Origin of the sequence: Streptomyces sp. NBC_00663 (genome assembly GCF_036226885.1) — a bacterium.
Taxonomy (GTDB): Bacteria; Actinomycetota; Actinomycetes; order Streptomycetales; family Streptomycetaceae; genus Streptomyces.
Genome location: NZ_CP109027.1, coordinates 5,946,637 through 5,966,545, shown reverse-complemented (window position 1 = coordinate 5,966,545; position 19,909 = coordinate 5,946,637). Strand labels below are relative to the sequence as shown.

The 19,909-nt window shown below is 69.9% G+C and carries 23 protein-coding genes; 2 read left to right on the top strand and 21 right to left on the bottom strand.

From position 1 onward, the window contains the following. Nucleotides 1-138: 138 nt before the first annotated feature. From OG866_RS27245 to OG866_RS27215, 7 genes are all read right to left on the bottom strand, one after another. Nucleotides 139-1,935: a DEAD/DEAH box helicase gene (locus OG866_RS27245; protein ID WP_329338627.1), complete on the bottom strand. Its 1,797-nt coding sequence runs from the start codon at nt 1,933-1,935 to the stop codon at nt 139-141. Nucleotides 1,936-2,041: 106 nt separating this feature from the next. Further along, nucleotides 2,042-2,416, bottom strand: coding sequence for a type II toxin-antitoxin system death-on-curing family toxin (locus OG866_RS27240; RefSeq protein WP_329338626.1), 375 nt, complete (start codon nt 2,414-2,416; stop codon nt 2,042-2,044). Beyond that, entirely contained in the window at nt 2,413-2,613 is a 201-nt protein-coding gene (locus OG866_RS27235) for a hypothetical protein (protein ID WP_329338625.1), read from the bottom strand. Before OG866_RS27235 ends, OG866_RS27240 begins: the two co-directional genes overlap by 4 nt. A 48-nt stretch (nt 2,614-2,661) precedes the next feature. Next, nucleotides 2,662-3,981 carry an MFS transporter gene (locus tag OG866_RS27230; protein ID WP_443063661.1) on the bottom strand — a complete coding sequence of 440 codons (1,320 nt, stop codon included), beginning with the start codon at nt 3,979-3,981 and terminating at the stop codon, nt 2,662-2,664. Between the two features lie 106 nt (nt 3,982-4,087). After that, nucleotides 4,088-5,257, bottom strand: a complete 1,170-nt coding sequence (locus OG866_RS27225; RefSeq protein WP_329338623.1) for a methyltransferase domain-containing protein — start codon at nt 5,255-5,257, stop codon at nt 4,088-4,090. A 1-nt stretch (nt 5,258) separates the two neighbouring features. After that, a complete protein-coding gene (locus OG866_RS27220; RefSeq protein WP_329338621.1) occupies nt 5,259-5,396 on the bottom strand; it encodes a hypothetical protein in 138 nt (45 codons plus the stop codon). Between the two features lie 143 nt (nt 5,397-5,539). After that, nucleotides 5,540-6,145 (bottom strand): hypothetical protein, encoded by a 606-nt coding sequence (locus tag OG866_RS27215; protein ID WP_329338619.1) that lies wholly within the window; start codon nt 6,143-6,145, stop codon nt 5,540-5,542. A 198-nt stretch (nt 6,146-6,343) separates the two neighbouring features. Here OG866_RS27215 and OG866_RS27210 point away from each other — a divergent pair, with 198 nt between their 5' ends. Both OG866_RS27210 and OG866_RS27205 read left to right on the top strand, forming a co-directional pair. After that, the gene (locus OG866_RS27210; RefSeq protein WP_329338617.1) at nt 6,344-7,789 is read left to right on the top strand and encodes a hypothetical protein; all 1,446 of its coding nucleotides are present in this window, start codon (nt 6,344-6,346) and stop codon (nt 7,787-7,789) included. A gap of 9 nt (nt 7,790-7,798) precedes the next feature. Further along, on the top strand, nt 7,799-8,284 hold the full coding sequence (locus OG866_RS27205) for a hypothetical protein (RefSeq protein ID WP_329338615.1): 486 nt from the start codon (nt 7,799-7,801) through the stop codon (nt 8,282-8,284). A gap of 74 nt (nt 8,285-8,358) precedes the next feature. Here OG866_RS27205 and OG866_RS27200 read toward each other — a convergent pair whose 3' ends face one another. The 14 genes from OG866_RS27200 to OG866_RS27135 form a co-directional block, all read right to left on the bottom strand. Then, nucleotides 8,359-8,613 carry a hypothetical protein gene (locus OG866_RS27200; protein ID WP_329338613.1) on the bottom strand — a complete coding sequence of 85 codons (255 nt, stop codon included), beginning with the start codon at nt 8,611-8,613 and terminating at the stop codon, nt 8,359-8,361. Next, on the bottom strand, nt 8,610-8,969 hold the full coding sequence (locus tag OG866_RS27195; RefSeq protein ID WP_329338612.1) for a hypothetical protein: 360 nt from the start codon (nt 8,967-8,969) through the stop codon (nt 8,610-8,612). The genes OG866_RS27200 and OG866_RS27195 overlap by 4 nt, the downstream gene beginning before the upstream one ends. After that, nucleotides 8,969-9,889, bottom strand: a complete 921-nt coding sequence (locus OG866_RS27190) for a peptidoglycan recognition protein family protein (RefSeq protein ID WP_329338610.1) — start codon at nt 9,887-9,889, stop codon at nt 8,969-8,971. The genes OG866_RS27195 and OG866_RS27190 overlap by 1 nt, the downstream gene beginning before the upstream one ends. Beyond that, complete coding sequence (locus OG866_RS27185; protein WP_329338608.1) at nt 9,882-10,118, bottom strand: hypothetical protein; 237 nt, start codon at nt 10,116-10,118, stop codon at nt 9,882-9,884. The genes OG866_RS27190 and OG866_RS27185 overlap by 8 nt, the downstream gene beginning before the upstream one ends. Before the next feature lie 63 nt (nt 10,119-10,181). After that, complete coding sequence (locus OG866_RS27180) at nt 10,182-11,963, bottom strand: right-handed parallel beta-helix repeat-containing protein (protein ID WP_329338606.1); 1,782 nt, start codon at nt 11,961-11,963, stop codon at nt 10,182-10,184. A gap of 2 nt (nt 11,964-11,965) precedes the next feature. After that, complete coding sequence (locus OG866_RS27175) at nt 11,966-12,913, bottom strand: hypothetical protein (protein WP_329338605.1); 948 nt, start codon at nt 12,911-12,913, stop codon at nt 11,966-11,968. Between the two features lie 5 nt (nt 12,914-12,918). Continuing rightward, nucleotides 12,919-14,091 (bottom strand): siphovirus ReqiPepy6 Gp37-like family protein, encoded by a 1,173-nt coding sequence (locus OG866_RS27170; RefSeq protein ID WP_329338603.1) that lies wholly within the window; start codon nt 14,089-14,091, stop codon nt 12,919-12,921. Further along, entirely contained in the window at nt 14,088-15,056 is a 969-nt protein-coding gene (locus tag OG866_RS27165) for a phage tail protein (RefSeq protein ID WP_329338602.1), read from the bottom strand. The genes OG866_RS27170 and OG866_RS27165 overlap by 4 nt, the downstream gene beginning before the upstream one ends. Beyond that, nucleotides 15,057-17,816, bottom strand: coding sequence for a hypothetical protein (locus OG866_RS27160; RefSeq protein WP_329338600.1), 2,760 nt, complete (start codon nt 17,814-17,816; stop codon nt 15,057-15,059). A 136-nt stretch (nt 17,817-17,952) separates the two neighbouring features. Further along, nucleotides 17,953-18,399 (bottom strand): hypothetical protein, encoded by a 447-nt coding sequence (locus tag OG866_RS27155; protein ID WP_329338598.1) that lies wholly within the window; start codon nt 18,397-18,399, stop codon nt 17,953-17,955. A gap of 13 nt (nt 18,400-18,412) precedes the next feature. After that, nucleotides 18,413-18,922, bottom strand: a complete 510-nt coding sequence (locus tag OG866_RS27150) for a hypothetical protein (protein WP_329338597.1) — start codon at nt 18,920-18,922, stop codon at nt 18,413-18,415. A 2-nt stretch (nt 18,923-18,924) separates the two neighbouring features. Continuing rightward, nucleotides 18,925-19,407: a phage tail tube protein gene (locus OG866_RS27145; RefSeq protein ID WP_329338596.1), complete on the bottom strand. Its 483-nt coding sequence runs from the start codon at nt 19,405-19,407 to the stop codon at nt 18,925-18,927. After that, nucleotides 19,407-19,577, bottom strand: coding sequence for a hypothetical protein (locus tag OG866_RS27140; RefSeq protein WP_329338595.1), 171 nt, complete (start codon nt 19,575-19,577; stop codon nt 19,407-19,409). Before OG866_RS27140 ends, OG866_RS27145 begins: the two co-directional genes overlap by 1 nt. Beyond that, nucleotides 19,577-19,906 (bottom strand): hypothetical protein, encoded by a 330-nt coding sequence (locus OG866_RS27135; protein ID WP_329338594.1) that lies wholly within the window; start codon nt 19,904-19,906, stop codon nt 19,577-19,579. Before OG866_RS27135 ends, OG866_RS27140 begins: the two co-directional genes overlap by 1 nt. Nucleotides 19,907-19,909: the final 3 nt, after the last annotated feature.

Genomic DNA, 19,909 nt, shown 5'->3' with positions numbered 1-19,909 from the left:
AGCGAAGCCGGTTCGCTGAGCGGAAGGCTCCGTCCAGAATCCGGGCAGTGGCCGGTACGGACTACTCCGTTTGTCCTGATACGTACGGCGCACAACATCCTGCGAGCACAGCAACTGACACGCCCCGCGCCCCCGGCCTCAGCGCATCCGGGTGGCCCACTCCTGCACCTTGGCGATGCGCTGCCGCAGCTGCCCGGCGGTGGCCTCCGCGCTCGGCGGGCCGCCGCACAGCCGGCGCAGCTCGGTGTGGATGACCCCGTGCGGCTTGCCGCTCTGGTGGACGTACGCGCTGACCATGGTGTTGAGCTGCTTGCGCAGCTCCATCATCTCCTTGTGCGAGACGACGGGCCGCCGCTCGGCGGGCAGTTCGAGGAGGTCCGCCTCGCTGTCCGGCTTCTTGCGGCTGTGCGCGATCTGCCGGGCCTGCCGCTTCTGGAGCAGCAGCTGCACCTGGTCGGGTTCGAGGAGCCCGGGGATCCCGAGGTAGTCCTGCTCCTCCTCGCTGCCCGGATGGGCCTGCATACCGAACTCGGCGCCGTCGTACAGCACCCGGTCGAAGACGGCCTCGGACTCCAGCGCCTCGAAGGAGAACTGCTCCTGCTCGCCGGTGTCCTCGTCCTGCTCCTTGTTCGCCTCCTCCATCTCCTTCTCGGACTCGGCGTACGGGTCCTCCTCGCCCTCCTTCTTCGGCTTGTCGAGGGCGTGGTCCCGTTCCACCTCCATCTCGTTGGCGAAGGTGAGGAGGTCGGGCACGGTCGGGAGGAAGACGGAGGCGGTCTCGCCGCGGCGCCGCGAACGCACGAAGCGGCCCACGGCCTGGGCGAAGAAGAGGGGCGTGGAGATGGTGGTGGCGTACACGCCGACGGCGAGCCGCGGGACGTCGACGCCTTCCGACACCATGCGTACGGCGACCATCCAGCGGTCGTTGCTCTCGCTGAAGTCGTCGATGCGCTTGGACGCGGCGGCTTCGTCGGAGAGTACGAGGGTCGCCTTGTTCCCCGTGATCTCGCGGATCAGCTTGGCGTAGGCGCGGGCGGAGTCCTGGTCGGAGGCGATGACGAGCGCGCCCGCGTCCGGGATGGCCTTCCTGACCTCGGTGAGCCGCTGGTCGGCGGCGCGCAGCACGCTCGGCATCCACTCACCGCGCGGATCGAGCGCCGTACGCCAGGCCTGGCTGATCGCGTCCTTGGTCATGGGCTCGCCCAGACGGGCCGCGATCTCGTCCCCCGCCTTGGTGCGCCAGCGCATGTTGCCGCTGTAGGACAGGAAGATCACCGGGCGGACGACATGGTCGGCGAGCGCGTTGCCGTACCCGTAGGTGTAGTCGGCGGCCGACCGCCGGATGCCCGCGTTGTCCTCCTCGTAGGTCACGAAGGGGATCGGGTTGGTGTCGGAGCGGAAGGGCGTGCCGGTGAGGGCGAGGCGGCGCGTGGCGGGCTCGAACGCCTCGAGGCAGGCCTCGCCCCAGGACTTGGAGTCACCCGCGTGATGGATCTCGTCCAGGATCACGAGGGTCTTGCGCTGCTCGACGCGGTTGCGGTGCAGCATCGGCCGTACACCGACACCGGCGTACGTCACGGCGACGCCGTGGTAGTCCTTGCCGAGCGGGCCCGCGCTGTACTCGGGATCGAGCTTGATCCCTATCCGCGCGGCCGCTTCCGCCCACTGCTTCTTCAGATGCTCGGTCGGCGCGACCACGGTCACCTGCTGCACGACATGGTGGTGCAGCAGCCAGGAGGCGAGCGTCAGCGCGAAGGTGGTCTTGCCGGCGCCGGGGGTGGCGACGGCGAGAAAGTCGCGCGGCTGCTCCTGGACGTACTTCTCCATCGCCCCCTGCTGCCAGGCACGCAGCTTGCTGGCGGTGCCCCAGGGGGCGCGGCCGGGGAAGGCGGGAGACAGATGGTGGGACGTGGTGGAGGCGGCGGTGGTAGTCACGGTCTCCGTAGGGGGTCCGGTGCGTATGACGACCGGGTCACCTTACCGGCGCCCCGACACCGTCAACGTCCGGACGGGGCCGGGTCGCCCGTGGGTGGGACCGAGGTCACAGCTGCCGCAGCCGTCCCGCGATCACCGGGATGTCGCTCTCCGCCCCGGAGGCCACATCGATGACCAGGTCATACACGGTGTCCTGGTCGCAGGCCGTCAGATCGACCCCGTTGACGCCGAGGAAGACCGCGGCGGCGAGCCAGGCCGTCCGCTTGTTGCCGTCGACGAGCGGGTGGTTCGCGGCGAGGGCGTGCAGGAGGGCGGCGGCCTGCTCGTACAGGTCGTCGTAGGCCTGCGTGCCGAACATACGGGCACGCGGCCGACGCACGGCGGAGGCGAACAGCCCGGGGTCCCGGGCCTCCGGAGCCCGGCCGCCGAAGGCGATCCGGGCGATCTGCTCGACTTCCGCGACGGTGAGGTGCCTGGTCATTCGCCGAGCCTTCGCAGCAGGTCGGCGTGGGCGAGGGCCAGCACCCCGGCCCGCATCCGCACCGGTGACGCCTCCTCGGCCACCCGATGCAGTACGGCGTCCAGCGCGATGTCCTCCGGGCGGCGGCCGGTGGCGTCGGCGAGGTCGTCGAGCTCCTGCCGCAGGCCGGCCGGGAGGTGAAGGGTCAGCTCGTCCATGCCGGAAAACTAGCGCCCCTGATCAGCCCGCCTCGACCGGATTACCTTTCACCGCTCCCGCAACCGCCTCGTCACCCACGCCCCCACCAACGCCACCCCCGCCATCGGCAGGAACACCGCCGCGAACGCGGCCGGATGGGAGCCGGTGCCGGACGCCTGCGTCGCCGCGTGGCTCACCGTGCCGCCGCCCAGCGCAGCGAACGCGGCGCCGCCCGCCGCCAGCAGGACGACATTGGCCAGGGCGTCGGAGATCTGGAGGGACGCGGAGTTGGTGCCGGCCTCCTCGGGGGCGGAGAGGTGCAGCAGGAGCACGCTGGTCGAGGAGATCACCAGGCCCATGCCGAAGCACCCGAACGCCCACGCGACGGCGACCGTCCAGGCCGGCACCGAGTCGATCAGCACGCTCGGCGCGGCGGCGATCGCCGCGGCCACCAGCACCATCCCGGCCGTCATCAGCCGCTCCCGGTACCGCTCCACCCGCGCCCGCGACTGCACCCACGACCCCAGCGCCCACGTCACCCCGCCCGCCGCGAGCGAGAACCCGGCGAGCGTCGGCGACAGTCCCCGCTGGGTGACCAGCATCAGCGGCACGAAGGACTCCGCTGCGATGAAGGAGCCCGCCGCGACACCGCGCAGCAGCACGACGGAGGGCAGCCCGCGGGCGGCACGGTAGGTGCCGCGGGGCAGCAGCCCGAGCACGGCCGGCACGAGCAGCGCGGCGCCCGCGACGGCCGGGACCAGTGAGAGCCACCGCAGATCCTGGGCGGCGTACTGAAGAAGGCCCGCGCCCAGCGAGATGCCGAGGGCGAGACGGATACGGCGCCGGTCGACGGAGACGGTACGGGCGGAGTCGTCGACCGGTCCCCCGGCCCGCCGTCGTATCTGCGGCAGCGCGAGCGCCAGCGGGAAGACGACCAGCACCGGGATCCCGACGAACACCCACCGCCATCCCAGATGCTCGGTCACCGCGCCCGCGGCGAGCGGCCCGACGATCGACGGTACGACCCAGCCCGCGGCGAAGGCGGCCATGATCGCGGGCCGCAGCCGCTCCGGGTAGGCCCGTCCCACGACGACGTACAGCGCGACGATGACCAGCCCGCCGCCGAACCCCTGCACCGCCCGCCCGAGGATGAACAGCCACATCGCCCCCGCGGTCCCGGAGAGCATCAGCCCGGCCGCGAAGGAGGCGATGCCGGTGGTCAGCGGGCCGAGCGGACCACGCCGGTCGGACCACTGCCCGGACAGCACCATCCCGAAGAGGGAGGTCGTGAAGTACCCCGAGAACGCGAAGGCGTACAGCGACAGCCCGTCCAGCTCCCGCGCCGCCACGGGCATCGCCGTCCCCATAGTCGGTTTGAGCCACAAAATGCGAGCGGCCGCCCCCGAAGGGGGAACTCCCCGGGAGCGGCCGCGCTTGTCCCGCTGACGGCGCACTGGCCGCAGGCCGGCAACGGGGATCTTGGGGCTCTGCCTCTCAGACCTGCCAGGCCTCCGAGGGACGGTCGAGCCATGCGTGCTGACTGTCAGCGGTCACGGTCAGGCCGAACCGCTCGATACCCGGTTCACCAGCTGCCCGCCACCAGGCCAGGGCGGCGGCCACCTCGTCCCACAGCCTGCGGGGTCCGGACTGCCAGACCGAGGCCTCGTCCTGGCCGTCGCGGAACATGACACACGCCCACGACTTGTCGGCCAGGCCGTAGAACCACACCGGCCGCGCACCGTCACGCGCGGCGGCGGCCTGGTGGTGGCAGTCCCGCACGCGCAGGCCGACAGCGAAGGAGGCGGCGGCGAACCGCCCGTCGCCGAGCAGCTGCTCCTCGGTGACGCCCGTCGTGGAACGGTCGGCCCCGCTCACTCCGTCCGGCACGTAGACCGTGTGTCCGACGAACGGCAGCCGCTGCGAGCGCAACTTCATGAACTCCACCGGCCCGGTGAACCGGCCCGAAGCGCTCGCGCCGTCCTCGTCGACGTCCAGGCGCACGATGGCGTCCTCGTTGCCGTAGTGGGTGCCCCACGGGGCCACGATGCGGCCGCCGGGCCGGGTCTGCGCGAGCCAGGCCGGCGGCACGCTGCGGATCCCGGCAGTGACGATCAGCCGGTCGTACGGTGCTCCCGACGCGTCGCCTTCCGCCCCGTCCCGGGCCAGCACGAGGACGGGCCGGCCGGATCGCATGAGCCGTTCGCGCGCGGCCGCGGCTACGACGGGATCGATCTCCATGCTGGTCACGTTGCCGTGGCCGAGCCGTTCGGCGAGCAGCGCCGCGTTCCATCCGGTGCCGGTGCCGACCTCCAGGACGCGGTCGCCGCTCTGCACATCCAGGTCCCGGAGCATGCGGAACACGACCGACGGCATGGACGCCGAGGACGTCGGCACCTCTCCAGGCCCATCGCTCTTGCCGTCGTCCCATTGGGTCACGATCGGTACGTCGGCGTCGGCGTACTTGGCCCACAGGTCCGGGTCTCGGCGCCGGTCCACGGTGACGTGTGTGCCGGTGTCCATGTCGTACGGCCACATCACGTCGGGCAGGAACTCGGCGCGCGGCACAGCCGCGAACACGGGGATCCAGTCGGAGGTCATGGCCTTGCGCTCGAGGAGGTGGCGGCCCAGGTCGGACCGCCCCTCCTGTAGTCCGGTGAACGTCATGTCAGCCGAAGACCTTCGGCCCACCGTCGGGGGAGGGAGGATCGGTCGGGCCGGGCCACGGCTCACCCGGCAGCCCGTCGCCGCCGTCCCCGCCGCCTTCCCCGCCCACGGCCACTCGGTAGATCAGATCTGCCCTCAAGGTGTTCTCCCTGTGTCGTGACTTCATCGTGCTCGCCACCGTCCCGTCGGGGAAGGCGACGTCTTGGAACCCGTCCCGTCGAAGGACTTTGCAACCTTCGACGGGACGGGAGTTCTGGTTGCGGCCCGGCGCGGCGCAGCCACTCAGGCCTGCGGGTCGCCCTCAATACGGTCCTGTCCAGCGGCGATCAGTTGGACGACTGCGTACGGCTCGCACAGCATGGCCATCGAGGGCATGGGCACCGACCAGTAGGACTTCCAGGCCACGGGGTTGAGCTCGACCGCATCCACCTTGGGCACGCCGAGGTACGAGTTGCGTCCCAGGAGATCGACGCCCATGGCGCTCAGGACCTGTAGGGCCCGATGCCATTTCGCCGGCATGCTGGCGGGCACGAGCGCGTAGAAGCGGCGGCCCTGTGGGTCACAGATGACCGGGCCTCCGCCGAGGGCCTCGTCGAGGAAGACGTCGAGACGCGGCGAGGGCATCTCCTCACCGCCGGTCAGGGCGAGCACCAGGTGGGCGGGAATCCGTACGGCCGAGAAGAGCGTGCCCAGAGGCAGCAGCGCCACGCCATGGTCGGTCCACTCCTGACGGGGCACGTCGGGCGTCGGGTGCGTGGACAGCAGCCACTGCTCGGTCGCCTGCTGCCGGTCGGAGGTGGCCACAACCACCGTGGGGCTCGGCACGAGGCCTGCGCCGTCGGGAAGTAGGCGGGTTCCGGCGGAGACCTCGGTGTGCGTACGCTTCATCGCGTCGGCTTCCTGTGTAGTCGGCCAACCCCGGGACCGGTCGCACGGTCGCCGGGGTCTGTGATGTTCATGCATCAAGACTCGTCGGATGCGCGCAACTACACGATGACCAGCAGGGGTTACCGAGGCGGTAATACACTCGTTCTTGGTTCGGTACGGCGCGACGCAGCGCATACGATCACCCCGGAAGTTGGCCCTATGGACGCCACCACCCCCGGCCCGCTCGCCCCGGAGGTCCTTGAACGCGAGGACGTGAAACGGGCACTGGCAGAACACGACTTCGCTGCGGCCTTCTCGCTCATCAAGAAGTGGGGCGGCATGTCGCAGAACCGCATTGCGTCGGCCTGCCACCTCACCCCCGGCAAGGTCTCCACGATCATCAGCGGGCAGCAGCAGGTCACCAGCTTCGAAGTGATCTGCCGCATTGCCGATGGGTTCCGCATCCCCGGCCAGATGGTGGGCCTCGCCGACCGACCCTGGGAGAGACAGCCCACCGCACCCGACCCACCCGCGCCGCCGCCCCCACGGTCTTCCGACGACGCCCCATGGCGCCCCTCAACGACCGTGCACCTGGCCGCGGACCTGACCAGGAGCGACCTCGTGATGGACCGCCGTACGGCGACGCGCGCCCTCGCCGGGGCCGCCGTGTCCGGCGCTGCCCTACTCGACTCCCTCGAAGGCTGGCTCCAGCCCCTGCCGGACGTGGAACCCGTGCGTCATCGGGGCCGCATCGGTCAGCGAGAGGTCCGTGAACTCGAAGGGACGGCGCGCGCCTTCCGAGCCTGGGACCACCGATTCGGCGGAGGGCTGCGTCGAAAGGCCGTCGTGGGACAGCTCAACGAGGTGGCCGGCCACCTCGAAGAGCACCAGGCACCCGCCATCGAGCAAGGCCTCTTCCGCGTCATGGCTTACCTGGGTGGTACGGCCGCAACGATCGCCTGGGACTCAGGCCTCCACAAACAGGCCCAGAACTATTACCTGTTGGCGCTGCGTGCGGCTCACGCTGGCGGCGACCCAGCGTTCGGAGCCAACGTCCTGGCGGGCATGGCGCGGCAGATGCTCTACCGAGACCGTCCTCAGGACGCGCTGGAACTCGTGCACCTTGCGCAGAAAGGTGCACTGAAGGCGGCCAGCCCTCGCCTGGCTGCCATGCTCCACACCCGCGAAGCCTGGGCGTACGCGGCCATGGGCCGCACAGCGGCCTTCACGCGTGCGACCGGGGAAGCCAGAGAATCCCTCGCTGAAGCACGGACAGACGAAGAGCCGTACTGGATCACCTACTTCGACGACGCCGAGCTGTCGGGTGTCACCGGTGGGCGCTTGCTCGACATGGCCCGGGGCGACCCACAGAAACATGCGGAGGCTGCTGCGGCCAGCATCCAGGAAGCACTGGTCACCCGCGGTTCCGAGGCCAGCCGCAGCCACGCCCTCGACTTGATCGGCTTGGCAGAGTGCCACTTCCTGATGGGAGATCTCACAGGGGCGGTTGACCAGACGCATAAAGCGGTCGACGCCGCGGCTCTCACCCAGTCCAGCCGTGTCCGTACGCAGCTCGGCCAGCTGTACCCGTACACAGTGGGACGGTCGGCATCCCGTACGGTCAGTGAGGCGCGGGCAAGAATCCGCGAGCTGCTGTCGAGCTGAAGGAGTGCCGTGACCGCCGTTGCCGTGACTGGGCACATGGACCTGGCCAATGCCACTGTGCCCCTCGTGCGTGACGCCCTGAGGGAGACGCTCAAGCCGTTCCTTGCCGATGGCCTGACAGGGATCTCATGCATCGCCAAGGGCTCCGACTCCCTGTTTGCGGAGGTAGTCCTCGAGTTGGGCGGGCGCCTGGTAGTGGTGCTCCCCTCGAAGGACTACCGGCAGAAGATGGTCAAGCCGGATCATGAGGAGACCTTCGACCGGCTCATGAACGCGGCAACCGAAGTCATCGTGCTCGATCACGAAACGGCGAACCGCGCGGCGTACACAGACGCCAACAGCACGCTGCTCGGGCAGGCTGATCGGCTGGTCGCTGTGTGGGATGGCACGCCGCCCAGCGGTAAGGGTGGCGGTACCGCCGACACCGTGCTCGAGGCCCGTGAATCCGGGCTCGCTGTATCCGTCGTTTGGCCCGAGGGAGCAGCGAGGGGCTGACCGTCGCTGATCCTGCGTACGGCAAAGAGCCCCCTGCACCGCCCACGTACGGGCGGTGCAGGGGGCTTGGTCGTTCAGCGTCCGGCGATTTCGTACAGGGTCAGTCCCAACGCGGCCAGTGCTGTCACAGCGGCCACGGATGGAAGAGGCCACCGCGCGCGCTCCAGTGCGTCGATGCGGGTCTCGTGCTCGTCGAGCTTCTTATCGGTCTGGTCCCCGCGTTGAACCAGGAGAGCGAGTTGCCCGGCCTGCTGGGCGAACCCGACCTCCATCGTGCGCCTGAGTTCGGACAGTTCGAGTGCGACATCGCGGGACTCGGGCGGCGTCATCTGCGGTCCTCGTCGCCGAGGACCACACGCTTGAGCGCGGCGATGTCCTGGTTCATCGCGGCCAGGTCGAGCTTGAACTTCAGCGGAAGAACCGGCGGTCGCTCGTACGCCGGCGGCCGCGCCCAGCCCAGCAGGATCCCGGCGGCCAGCTGCAGGGGCCGCCAGGCGAGCCGCTCGGCGAGGAGCTCCAGGCCGCGGAACGCGGCGTAGTACCCGAAGGTCATGGCGGCCGTGACGTACGTGATGACGGTCGTGTCGTCGAGCTGCAGGCCGATGCGCGCGGCCCAGCTCAGCAGCAGGCCCGCCACGATCGGGACGCCCGTCCGCAGCAGGGAGACGAACAGGTTCTTCGGCATCAGTCCACCACCTTGAATCCGGCCCTCAGGCCGAGCCTGCGCAGGGAATCGGAGCCGGGGATGCCGTCTGCATCATCGTCGCGGTAGCCGCCGCCAGCCTTCGACTTCTGCCATCTCGCGTACGCGGCCACCGTGGTCGTGCCGTAGTGGCCGTCCGCGTATGTCTTGGCGAGGTAGCCGAGGTCGACGAGCGCGGCCTCGACGGTCTTCACTCCCGTGTACGAGACCTTCTGGTCCGACCGGGCCGGGTCGCTCTTCGCCGCCTTCCGCAGCCGCGCCAGGCTGACGCTCGGGGTCGACGGTGCCGGCGTCGACGTCGTCGGCGCGGTCGTACCCAGCCGCTTGGCGATCCGGGTGTGCATGGCCTTCCAGTCGATCCCGCGCGGGTCGACCTTGCCGGGCTGCCAGTCGAGGTGCCGGATCACGGAGGCGGGCGTCCAGCCGTGGTGACGGCAGATCGCTGCCCCGACCTTCTCGATGGCGAGCAGCTGAGCCTCGGGCCACGGGTCCTGGCCGTCGCCGAGGTTCTCGCACTCGAACCCGTAGAAGTGGCGGTTGCCGTCGGTGGTGGCCTCGTTGTCAACGGGCAGGGACGTTTCGGCGATGACCGCGCGCAGGACGTCGGGGTCCCCCAGGCCGGCGTGGTTGGCGCGGCCGTGGCCGACGAGGTGGACGCGGCCGTCCTTCGTGATGACGCCGTGGCACAGCGGCCCGGGCAGGTCCGATCGTCCGTCGCGGCAGATGGCCACCGTACGGGCCGACCCGGACGTCACGGTGTGGTGGATCATCACCCCGTGCACGGGCCCCCAGGGGCCCTTGTGGTTGCGGTTGTGGTCGCGCCAGTCGCCGACCTCGACCACGACCAGGCCCTCATCCTTGAGGGCGTCCAGGAACGCGTCGCCGCTCATCGGGTCAGCCATCGGTGCGCACCCCCTCGGTGGCCGCCAGGAGAACGGCGCAGTCCTTGGCCTCGCGCAGCTTGCGCAGGCAGGCGGTCAGTTCGGGGTCGTCGGGCAGCTTCTGCAGGAGCGTGACGACCAGGTCGTGGAACGGCTGACTCACCGGCTGCAGTTCGGCGGGCAGGTGCTTGTAGGAGAAGCCGCGGCAGGCCTGCACAGTGGCGGGGTGCCGTCCGTTGGTGGCGTCCATGAGGCCTCCAGGGCATGAAAGAACCCCGGGCCGTTCGGCACGGGGTGGACAGGGGAGCGCGGGCTAAGCCGCTGGTTCGAACAGAATCCACAGGACGGTGGATGTCTCCGTGGTGCTGGAGTTGATCGTGAAACTGACCCCGGGGCTCTTCGTGACGGAGAAATGTCCGGGAGTACCGGCCAGGGTCTGGCGGATCACCACGATGCGGGTGTTGGCGGTGACCGAGGTGTTGGTCACGGTGACCGTTCCGGCTGCGAGGGTGGCCAGCCCCATGCGTGAGTTGGCGCCCTCCTTGATGGCGATGCCGCCGCCCGGGGTGCCGATATTCAGGGCGTTGGCGGCACCGGCCCACAGGTTCCATACGCCGTCGGACTGGCCGGACGCTGCGGCGAAGTAGCCGCCCGAGCCGGACGGTGCGGCGAACTGATTGACGGGGGCGTTCGTACTGCCCGTGCGCTCGGCGATGTTCAAGCCCCGGCGCAGGACGGCGTTGCCGCCGCCGTCCGACCATCCGGCAGAGTTCGCGTGGAGGAACCCGGATGCGACGGAGACGTACGCCGAGTCCTCGAACCGGGCGCCGTACTGCGGGCTGTTGGCCTGGGTGCCGTTGTCGTCGACGCCCGGGTAGCAGGTGACCATGCCGACCAGGACGGGCAGCGTGGCGCCGTCGACCTTGAGGCCTGCGTACCCGCCGCCGCCCGCGCCCCCGTTGCGGCCGTCTCGCCGGGTGTGGAGGTTGTCGATCTGGATCGGTGGGTTGCCGGTCGCGTCGATCAGCATGCCGTTGAAGCCGTTGCGGTCCGTGCTGCAGTCGCCGATCAGCATGCCGCCGGAGCCGGTGCCCGTGGCCCAGTTGCCGCTGATGTGGTACCCGTTGTTGCCGTTCCACTCGGCGCGGCATCCGATCATCTGCGAGTTGGCCGCGTTGTTGATCTCGAACCCGTTGGCCGCGTTGCCGATGGCCTGGCAGTCGACGAGGGTGATGTCCGTCATCACCTGCACCGAGACACCGTGCGCACCGCAGTTGTCGATCATCACGCGGTGGCAGCGCCACGAGTAGGGGAAGAACCCGGCGTTGAGCCCGGTGTAGATGCCGTTGCCGGTCACCTTCCGGATCGTGACGTCCTCCAGGCGGACGTTCTGGATGTTTCCCTTCGCCTGAATTCCGTCGGCCGTGACCGCGAGATCGTCGCCGTCGATCATCACGCTGATGATGCGGTGCTCGGCGCTGATGGTGCTGTAGCCGCCGAGGTCCTGGTCCAGGAACTTGATGACCGCGTCGCCCGCGAAGCTGGCGAGGGGCTTGATGTAGCAGGGCGGGTCGACCAGGCCGACCACAGACATCAGGTTGCTGTGCGTTCCCATCAGGGTGACCGCGGGCGGGATCGTCAGCGGCTGGCTGGTCCGGTACGCGCCTGCGGGGAGATAGACGATGCCGCCCATCGGCGCGGTGTTGAGCGCGTCCTGGATCGCGTCCCAGGAGTCGGTGACGTTGTCGCCAACCGCCCCGAAGTCTTTGACGTTCAACCAGTCCCGCACACTGCCAGCGGCGGCCGAGGTGGTGCCGGTGTTGTGGGCCTCGATCCACGCGCGGGACGTGCCGCCCGCCGAGGCCCACATGCCCACCACGCCATCCGGCCCTTGGAACCTGGGGATGAACCCCTGCTCGTCGGCCACCACCTGAGTGATCGGGTTGCTGCCGGAGTCGAGGAGGTCGGTGTACTGGGTGCCGCCGGTCGACGCGCTATAGAACGACACGACTGCGCCGGGGGCGATGCCCCACAGTCCGTCGGACGGCTGCACCACATAGTCCGCCATGCCCGCGCCGAACTCGTAGCGTGCCATCGTCAGTCCACCACCCAACTGATCGAGGCCGCGGTGAGGACGCTCTGGCCGTTGCTGATCGTGGGTTTGTTCGTCAGCCAGACCTGGCCGGCCTTGTCCTCGTTGGCCTTGGAGTAGACGGTGATGCGGCCGGGCTGCGCGCCGCTGATGTAGACGGGCACGTACTGGTCCCGGGTCGGGTGCCGGTAGTCGGCCGGGATGATCGCTGGCAGGCGGGAATCGATGTCGCCAGCGAGGGTGCCGGCCGCCCGGGTGAAACTCCCCAGGCGCAGGTGGACGGAGCCGTTGCGCCGCTCCACCACGCATTCGGTCTCGTTGGTCCAGGCGCTCGTGGCGGCGTTGATCCCGATGACGCCCGAGTCGTCGAACACGCTGGTCCAGCCGCTGCCGGTGTAGAGGCGGACGCGCCCGGTGTCCCGCTCGAACGCCATCTCGCCCGGTGTGGGGTTGGGGTTGCGGGTCGTCGAGGTGCAGGCCCGGATGCGGGAGCCGACGTAGAGCTCGTTACGGGTCACGGTCACCGACACGGCGAGGTTGCGCACCGTCACGCTGGCCAGGGGGATCTCATACACACCGGTGTCGCCGGCGTCCTGGGTGAGTGCGGGCGCCCCGGCCCCCGGGGTGCCCGGCTTGACCACGGCGCGCACGTTCCACGTCGAGCGGTCCAGCCTCAGCACGACCCGGTCGATGCGCGTCGAGCCGCTGACGTTGCCGGCGACTTCGAGGGCAGAGGTGGAGCTGCCGGAGTACCAGGCGTGCCCGCGCACACTGGCGTGGACGAATCCGCGGACGTTGACCGACAGGCCTGTCCCGGCGGATACCACGGCCTCGTTGTAGAGGGGGTCTCCGTACACGCCGCTGTCGGAGTAGCGCTGTGCCATCCACTCGAACTCGGCGTCCGTGACCGCCCTGTCGTTGTGTGCCGGTGACGGCCAGCTGTCTTGGGCCACGGCGCCTACCTCGCTTCCAGTCGTCCGAGCCTGCGGGCCAGGGCGCGGATCAGGCGCACTGTGGCCGAGGTGGTGGTCTTGTCGCTGTTGCCGATGACAGAGGTCACCAGTTCGCCGCTGTCGGGGGTGGCTTCCAGGCGGATGGTCTGCACGATGTCGGCGACCTGCAGACCGGTGGGCAGCACGACGGTGACGCGGTCGCCCAAGCCGTAGTCGCGGCCCGCCTTGAGGTCGGCGGTGTCGACAGTGACCGTTGCCAGGGAGGCCTGCGGGCGGTCCTCGATCAGGGCGGCGATGCCGGCCTGGGCGAGCTCGTCCCACCTGTCAGTGCCGGTCTCGTCGATCAGCTTCTCGACCCGGTACCAGTCGGCCACCGCTGCCGACGAGGTGACCTCACGGTAGGTGCGGGTGTTGGGCGGGGTCGCTGCCTGGTGCGGGTCGTTGCCGCCCTGGACCAGTTCGCTCGTCGCTAGCGGCGCGCCCAGCGTGAAGGCCACCGACCGGAGGTTGCCGAGGCCTGCGGAGAATCGGGCCGTGCCGGTGCGGTCGACGGGCGCGTACACCCCGAAGCGGATCTCGTCGCCGACCTGCCGGGTTCTGAAGCCCAGGCCGTCGGTGGCGGCGACGGTGCGGCAGACGTCCAGCAGCGGTTCGAACCGGGTGCGGATCGAGGTGTTGATGCCGACGCCGGCGACGGCGTCGAGGACCAGGTGCTCGATGCGCCGGTTGGCCAGTGCGCCGGGCCCGCAGTTCTCGTTGACCAGTTGCCGGATGATCACCTCGGCGTTGAAGTCGACGATCCCGTAGACCTGGTCGACGGCGGTGAGCTGGTCCTCGAACGCCAGGTTGGTGGCCGGGTAGGTGAGGTAGCCGGCCACCCGGGCGAGGTCGTCGCTGTAGGCGGCGGTGACCGTGCCGTAGCCGGAGTCCGCACTCAGGTCCCACTTGTAGTTCTGCGGTTCCTCGAACGGGCCCGCGCACCAGATGGCGCCGTCCCTCACCACGATCAGCCGGTTGCCGGACTGCAGCAGCTGCATCGTCTCCGGCCGCGCCGGCAGCGTCACCGTGCCGGAAGCGGGGACGTTGAAGTTCAGGTCGCAGCTGAGCTTGGTCCATCCGGTGAGCGGGTCGCCGAGGACGTTCAGGTTGCGGTCGGTGACCAGCAGTTGGATGGTCATGCGGTCTCGTACCTCGGGTGAAAGACGAGGTCGACGGCGCTCCCGGGGGCGGCGCCGTCGAGTTGGAAGGTGACCGGGGTGGGGCCCGGGGGCAGCGACCACAGAACGGCCTCGGGCCAGTTGAGCCCTGCGACGAGGTTCTCGCCGGTGCCGGAGCGCACACGCGGAGGATCGGTGGACACCGTCACGGTCTCGCCCGCCAGCAGCGCCCCGTGCGCGGTCGCCGTCATGTCGAGGGCGAACGATTCGCCGGTGTCGTCCCGGGTGAACGTGATGAGCGTGGCCGGTCCGGTGATCGTCCACACCGGCCACACGTCGACGTCGCCGGGGTTGGCGACCGTGGTTGCGCCGAGCACTTGGGAGGAGGACACCGAAGGGAAAGGGATGAGGAAGTCGACGTCCGCCCCGGTCTCCCGGTGCACCACCACCGGTTCCGCGTCCACCCAGTACGGGTCTTCGCACCACAGGGTGAGGACGGCCGAGTCCCACGTGATACCGGTCGCGGTCTGGCCGCGCCCGTCGTAGCCGTCGGAGTAGTAGACGGCGATCGTGCGTACGCCGCCGTCCGGCCGCGCCACCTCCAGCGTGCCCGGGCTGAACGAGCCGTCCGCCTTGCGGCGCAGCGTCCGCGTGAACGCCGTCGCCAACTGCCGCCAGTTCGAGGTGAATGCGGTGTGGTCGGCGCCCTTGACCAGGAGCGGCCACACGATCGTGCGCGGCTGCGGCTGGACGTGCCGCAGCCGCGCACCGCCCCGCGGGTGATCGTCCGCTGTCAGCGAGTACGAGGCCGCGCCCAGTCCGGAGACGCCCTCGGCCAGGGTGTACCAGTCGGCGGCCAGGTCCGTCATTGGCCACCGGGTACCAGCCGGGTCGATGTACGTGATGACCGCAAAGCCGATCTCCGGTACATCGATTGGCGGGGTCGGCTCTTCCGGGGTGGTGACCGGTGCTGTGATCAGGGGCATCTAGCGGGGCCTCCCTACGCGCTGCCGCGCCTCCTCCTGCCGCTGAAGCAGCTGCAGGTCCTCGACGCTGATCACTGACTGCCGGGGGTACACGTTGTAGGTCACCGCCCGGGGATCCCCGCCCGCCAGCGCGGACGCCGACGCGGTCGATGCAGCCGCCTTGCCCGGCCTGGCCTCACGGCCGACGGGCAACTTCCCTTGGTTCACGGCCTCCATGAACCCCAGGCCGTACGTGCGCACGGCCTCTTCCTGCATCACGAACTCGCCGTTGCTGCCCCACAGCAGGACCGAGTCGGACTTGCTCGTACCCGGGCCGATGATCTGCCCGCCGCCCGGGAACCCCGGGATGATCGGGCCGCCGGACGCCCGGTGCAGCAGGCCACCGTTCGACATGTGGTGCGGCGTCGAGTAGTTGGTATAGATCCACGTCGTCGCCGAGTAGCCGTCGAGGTTGTTCAGGGCGTCCTTGGCGAGGGCGATCTTCCGCTGCAGGTCGGCGATGTCCCCGCGGATCGCGGCCGTCTTGGACGAGGGTGCGTTCTTCAGCCGCTCCTTGGCGTCGGCCAGCTTCTTCTTCAGGTCCTCGATGTCGCCCTTGAGGAACGCCGTCTTGTCGGGTGCCTTGAGGATCTCGTCCGCCAGCTGCCTGGCCTGCTCCTCGTTGAGGCCCATCTGCTGGGCGTTCTTGATGAGCTGCTGGCGGCCGCGCTCGTAGATGCCGGAGACCTCTTCCCACGACGAGCCCGAGTCGCGGGCGGCCGCCGTCGCCCCGTCCGTCTTGGAAGCGAGGTCGGTCAGGGCCTGCGCCGCCGCCCGCTGCTTGTCCGTGTTGAGGGTGAGCTGGCCGTTCTGCATGTCCAGGACGCCGGCGTTCTCCTGCGCGGCCTTGGATGCGGCGTCAATGCTGGCCTCGAAGCCGATCATGCCGTCGATGCCAGCGCGGTTGACCTCGTTGAGCGCCTGGATGCTCTGCCGCATCCCGTCCGTGCTGGCCTTCGCTGCCTCGAGCTCGGCCTGTACATCGGCGGCCTGAGCGCCGAACAGCCCCATCGACTCGGCCGCCAGCTGCTGTTCGAGGGCCTGCCCTGCGAGCGAGTCCTTGTAGCCGTCGAGCTGACTCTTGAATTCCTCGGCGGCATCGCCGGACAACCCCAGCTTCTTGATGGTCATGTCCAGGGCGGCCGCGGCCTCGTCCGCCTTGCCCTGCGACACCAGGGAAGCGAGCGCCTCGTCGATGCCGTCGATGTCCTCCTTGGCGTTCTTCACGCCGGTGGAGTCCGTGCCCAGGAATTCGGCCCAGCCCTGCAGGAACGACTCGAACCCGGACGGGTTGTAGATCGTGTCCAGCGCGTCCGACAGACTGCCGAGGTCCGAGCCGTACACGCGCAGCGCCTCGCCGGACACCTTGCCCGAGCGGCCCAGCTCGATCAGCGACGTCGACAGCTTGTCGATGTCCGGCTTGGGTTTCTGGCTGCTCGTCGACAGCGAGTCGAGGGTGATGAGCAACAGGCCCAGGCCGGTGCCAGCCAGGGCGAGCTTGGCGCCCTTGGACATAGCGCCGAGCGCTGCGGTGAACCCGCCGGTGGCGGTGGTCGCACCAGCGGCCGCGGTGGCGGTGGCGGTGATCTGCACGCCGATAGCGGCCATCGCGGCGCGGGCGGCGTCCATCCCGGCCGAGGCCAGGCGCACGGCCTTGATGGCGATGGCCAGCTGCAGCAGCAGCGCGATCCCCTCGGGCGGCACCGCGGACACGATGTCGGACAGGGTGTTGACGACGTCGAGCATGCCGACGCCGACGTCCGCCCCCGCTTCGAGGACATGCAGCAGCGCGTCGCCGACGTTCTCCAGCGTGTCCCACACCACCGGCCCTTGTTCCTGGGCCCAGCTCATCCACTTGGACAGCTCGCTGTTGTCGTACTCCCCGGACTGCAGCTTGGACAGGAAGACGGTCAGGCTGTCGACGCCCTCGCGCAGGGTCTGTTCGGAGAAGTCGGTGACCCTGTCGGTCAGGGCGTCGAACCCGGGTGTGGAGATCGCCCCGCCGACCAGGGTGATCAGCCGGTCGAACTGGCCCGAGGCGCCCTGGACGAGGCCGGTCGTCTTGGGCAGCAGCGCGTTGGCGACGGCGATCCCCTTGGTGAAGGGGGCCATCACGTCACCGGAGAGACTGTCGCTCCACTCCTGGTAGTTGTCCTTGAGCAGGCCGACCGCGACCGCCGCTTCCCGCGTCGCCTGCGGCATCTTGTCCAGCTGCTGCTGGTACTTGGCCTGCGCGGCGATGGCCTGCTGGGAGGTGGCGCCGCTGGTGCGGACGGCCTCCTCGTAGGCGTCCTGCGCCGAGATGGCGTCACCGATGGCGGTGATCTGCGGGCCCAGCGCCAGCTTGTACGCGGCCGCCGCCAGGGCGACCGACCCGAACTGGGCCGCCACCGCGGCGGCGGACGCGGCCAGTCCGGCGGCCGCGGGAATCGCCGCCGGCGCCAGGCTGATCAGGCTGCCCTTGATCGCCTCGCCGAGCTTGTCGGACGCATCCGACAGCGCGGTGAACCGGCTGTGTACCTGGGCCGCCCGGTCATCGACCTGACGCTGGGCATCGGTCAGCGTCAGGAACCGGCCCTGCAAGTCGCGGAGGTTGCCGTCCGCGTCGGCGGTGATGCCGGCCAGCCGCAGCCGCAGCCGGTCGGCTGAGTCGGCGGTGCCGTTCATGACGCGGGACAGCTCGTCGCGGCCGGCCAGGGTGAACATCAAGCGCTCTGCCACCGGTCACGTCACCCCCTTCAGGCGATGTGCCGGTTGATCCAGGCGACCGCGTCCTCAAGCTCGTCGGCGGACAGGAGGCCGATCTCCCAAGGACGGATGTGCAGGTGGTGCGCGAGCAGCCACCGGTACTCGACGATCAGTCCGCGGAGGCCTGGCGGCGGCGCACCAAGTGGCCTTTTCCCAGGTCTTCGAGCGCCGCGTCGACGTCGTCGCGGTTGTCGGCGAGCTTGCGCAGGTGCGGCGTCAGTCGGTCGATCGTGCTGTCCTCGCTCTTGGCGAGGGCCTCGGCCATGATGTTGGTCAGGGCCTCGTCGATCTCGGCCCGCTCGATGCCCGCCCTGAGCCGGTGCCGCCAGCCGGGCACGTCGAAGTCGGCGAACTTCAGTTCCGGCTCGGTGCGTCGGCGAAATGCCCACAGCACAGCGCGCATCGAGGTGGGGTCCCCCACGCGTAGCCGGTCCTCGATGACCCGCCACGGCACGTTGCCGATGGCCTCCTCGACGGTGGCGGCCTCGATCGCCGACAGGTCGCCGGTCGACACCCGTTCCACGGTGTCGTCGTCGTGCACGTACTCGATGATCATGCGCTGTCTCTTCTCACTGGAGGTCCCGGCGCACGTCGCCGAGGACCCGTTCGATCTCGGCCCGCATGCGCGGGGTGCCGTCGCGGACGGTCTTGGTCCACCAGCCCGACGGGCGGGCCCACTGGTTCGCCCACCGCCTCTTGTTGCCGAACACGGGGTGCCTGAGCCTGCCGTCGTCGATCTGCTTCGGCACACCGCGCGCGCCGGGCTCCAGCCGGGAGAAGTCCATCCACACGCGTGCGCCTGGGGTACCACCGGATCGCACGCTGATCCGGATGCCGCCCGCGAGCATCGCCCGGAACGGCCTGGTGGTCGGCGACGGGCCGCCGCGCTTGCCCGGCTTGCGGCCCTCCGAGACCAGCGGCTGAGACCGGATGGCCTGCTGCAGGTCGCGGTGCAGCGGCTCGGCCGCGCGTCGCACCCGGCGGGCGGTGTTGGCCCGGAGCTTCGGACCGCCCGCCGCCCGCAGACGGCGGGACAGTTCGATCAGCTGCCCGGTGCCGAGGATCTGTGCCGACCTCATGGTCAGGCCGGGATGGTGACGTTCTCGGCCGGCTCGCTGGTGATGGCGAACTGGGCCATGATCTGCGCGGCTTGGTCCAGTTCGCGGACCTTGGCCTGCGAGGTGACCTGGACCGGGTAGACGTCGCAGGTCTGCCCGCTGACGTCGCCCTCGTCCATCCAGATGACGAACCCGATCGCCTCGCGCTGCAGCAGGGTGCGGACGTCGTCGCCGTTCTTGGACGCCCAGAACGTCAGCGACGAATCGGCTGCCGTGATCTCACCCGGGACGGTCGGTGTGAACCGCGAGCCGAGGGCCGCGGTGGGCACCGTGGCAGAGGTGGTCTGCCAGCCGGACATCGCGCCCGTCTCGCCGGACAGTTCGGTGCCCGCGTTGATCTCGGCTCGGGTGGGCGCCGACTTGTTGGCGATCGTCGGGCACCAGACGACCTTGGTCGTGCCGCGCCGGTAGTAGCGCACCGAGGCGTTGATCGGTGTGGCTGGCATCAGCTCTCATCTCCTGTCTGCCGCCGGCGCCGCGCCTTGGGCTGGGTGGTGGTGGGCGGGGCCTGCTCGGCGAGCTCCCACCCGGAGGCCTGGTAATGGGGGACCGATTCCTCGGCAACGGTGATCGGCTGGTCGGGCAGTTCGGGGTGCGTCATCGTGACCTCGCTCATCACACCCCCACACGCAGAACGGCGACCTCGAGCGAGGTGACGGCGTCGTAGGTGATGTTCGCCCGCCCGGTGGACGGGTTGCGGTAGTCGTTGGTGACGGGGATCGCCTGGGTCGTACCGGCCGCGACGGGCACGGCCCGGTCGGCGATGGCCAGCCCGTTGACGGTGCCCGGTGTCACGAGCGTCACCGTGTGCGATGCGGCGTCGCCGTTCTTCACCAGCAGCAGGACACCGGCCCCGGTCTGGCAGGTGTCCCCGCCTCCGGTGGCCGGGTCGTAGTCGACGGCGAGTCCGGCCAGCGGCGGGACCTGCGTCGGAAGTGCGGCCATGAT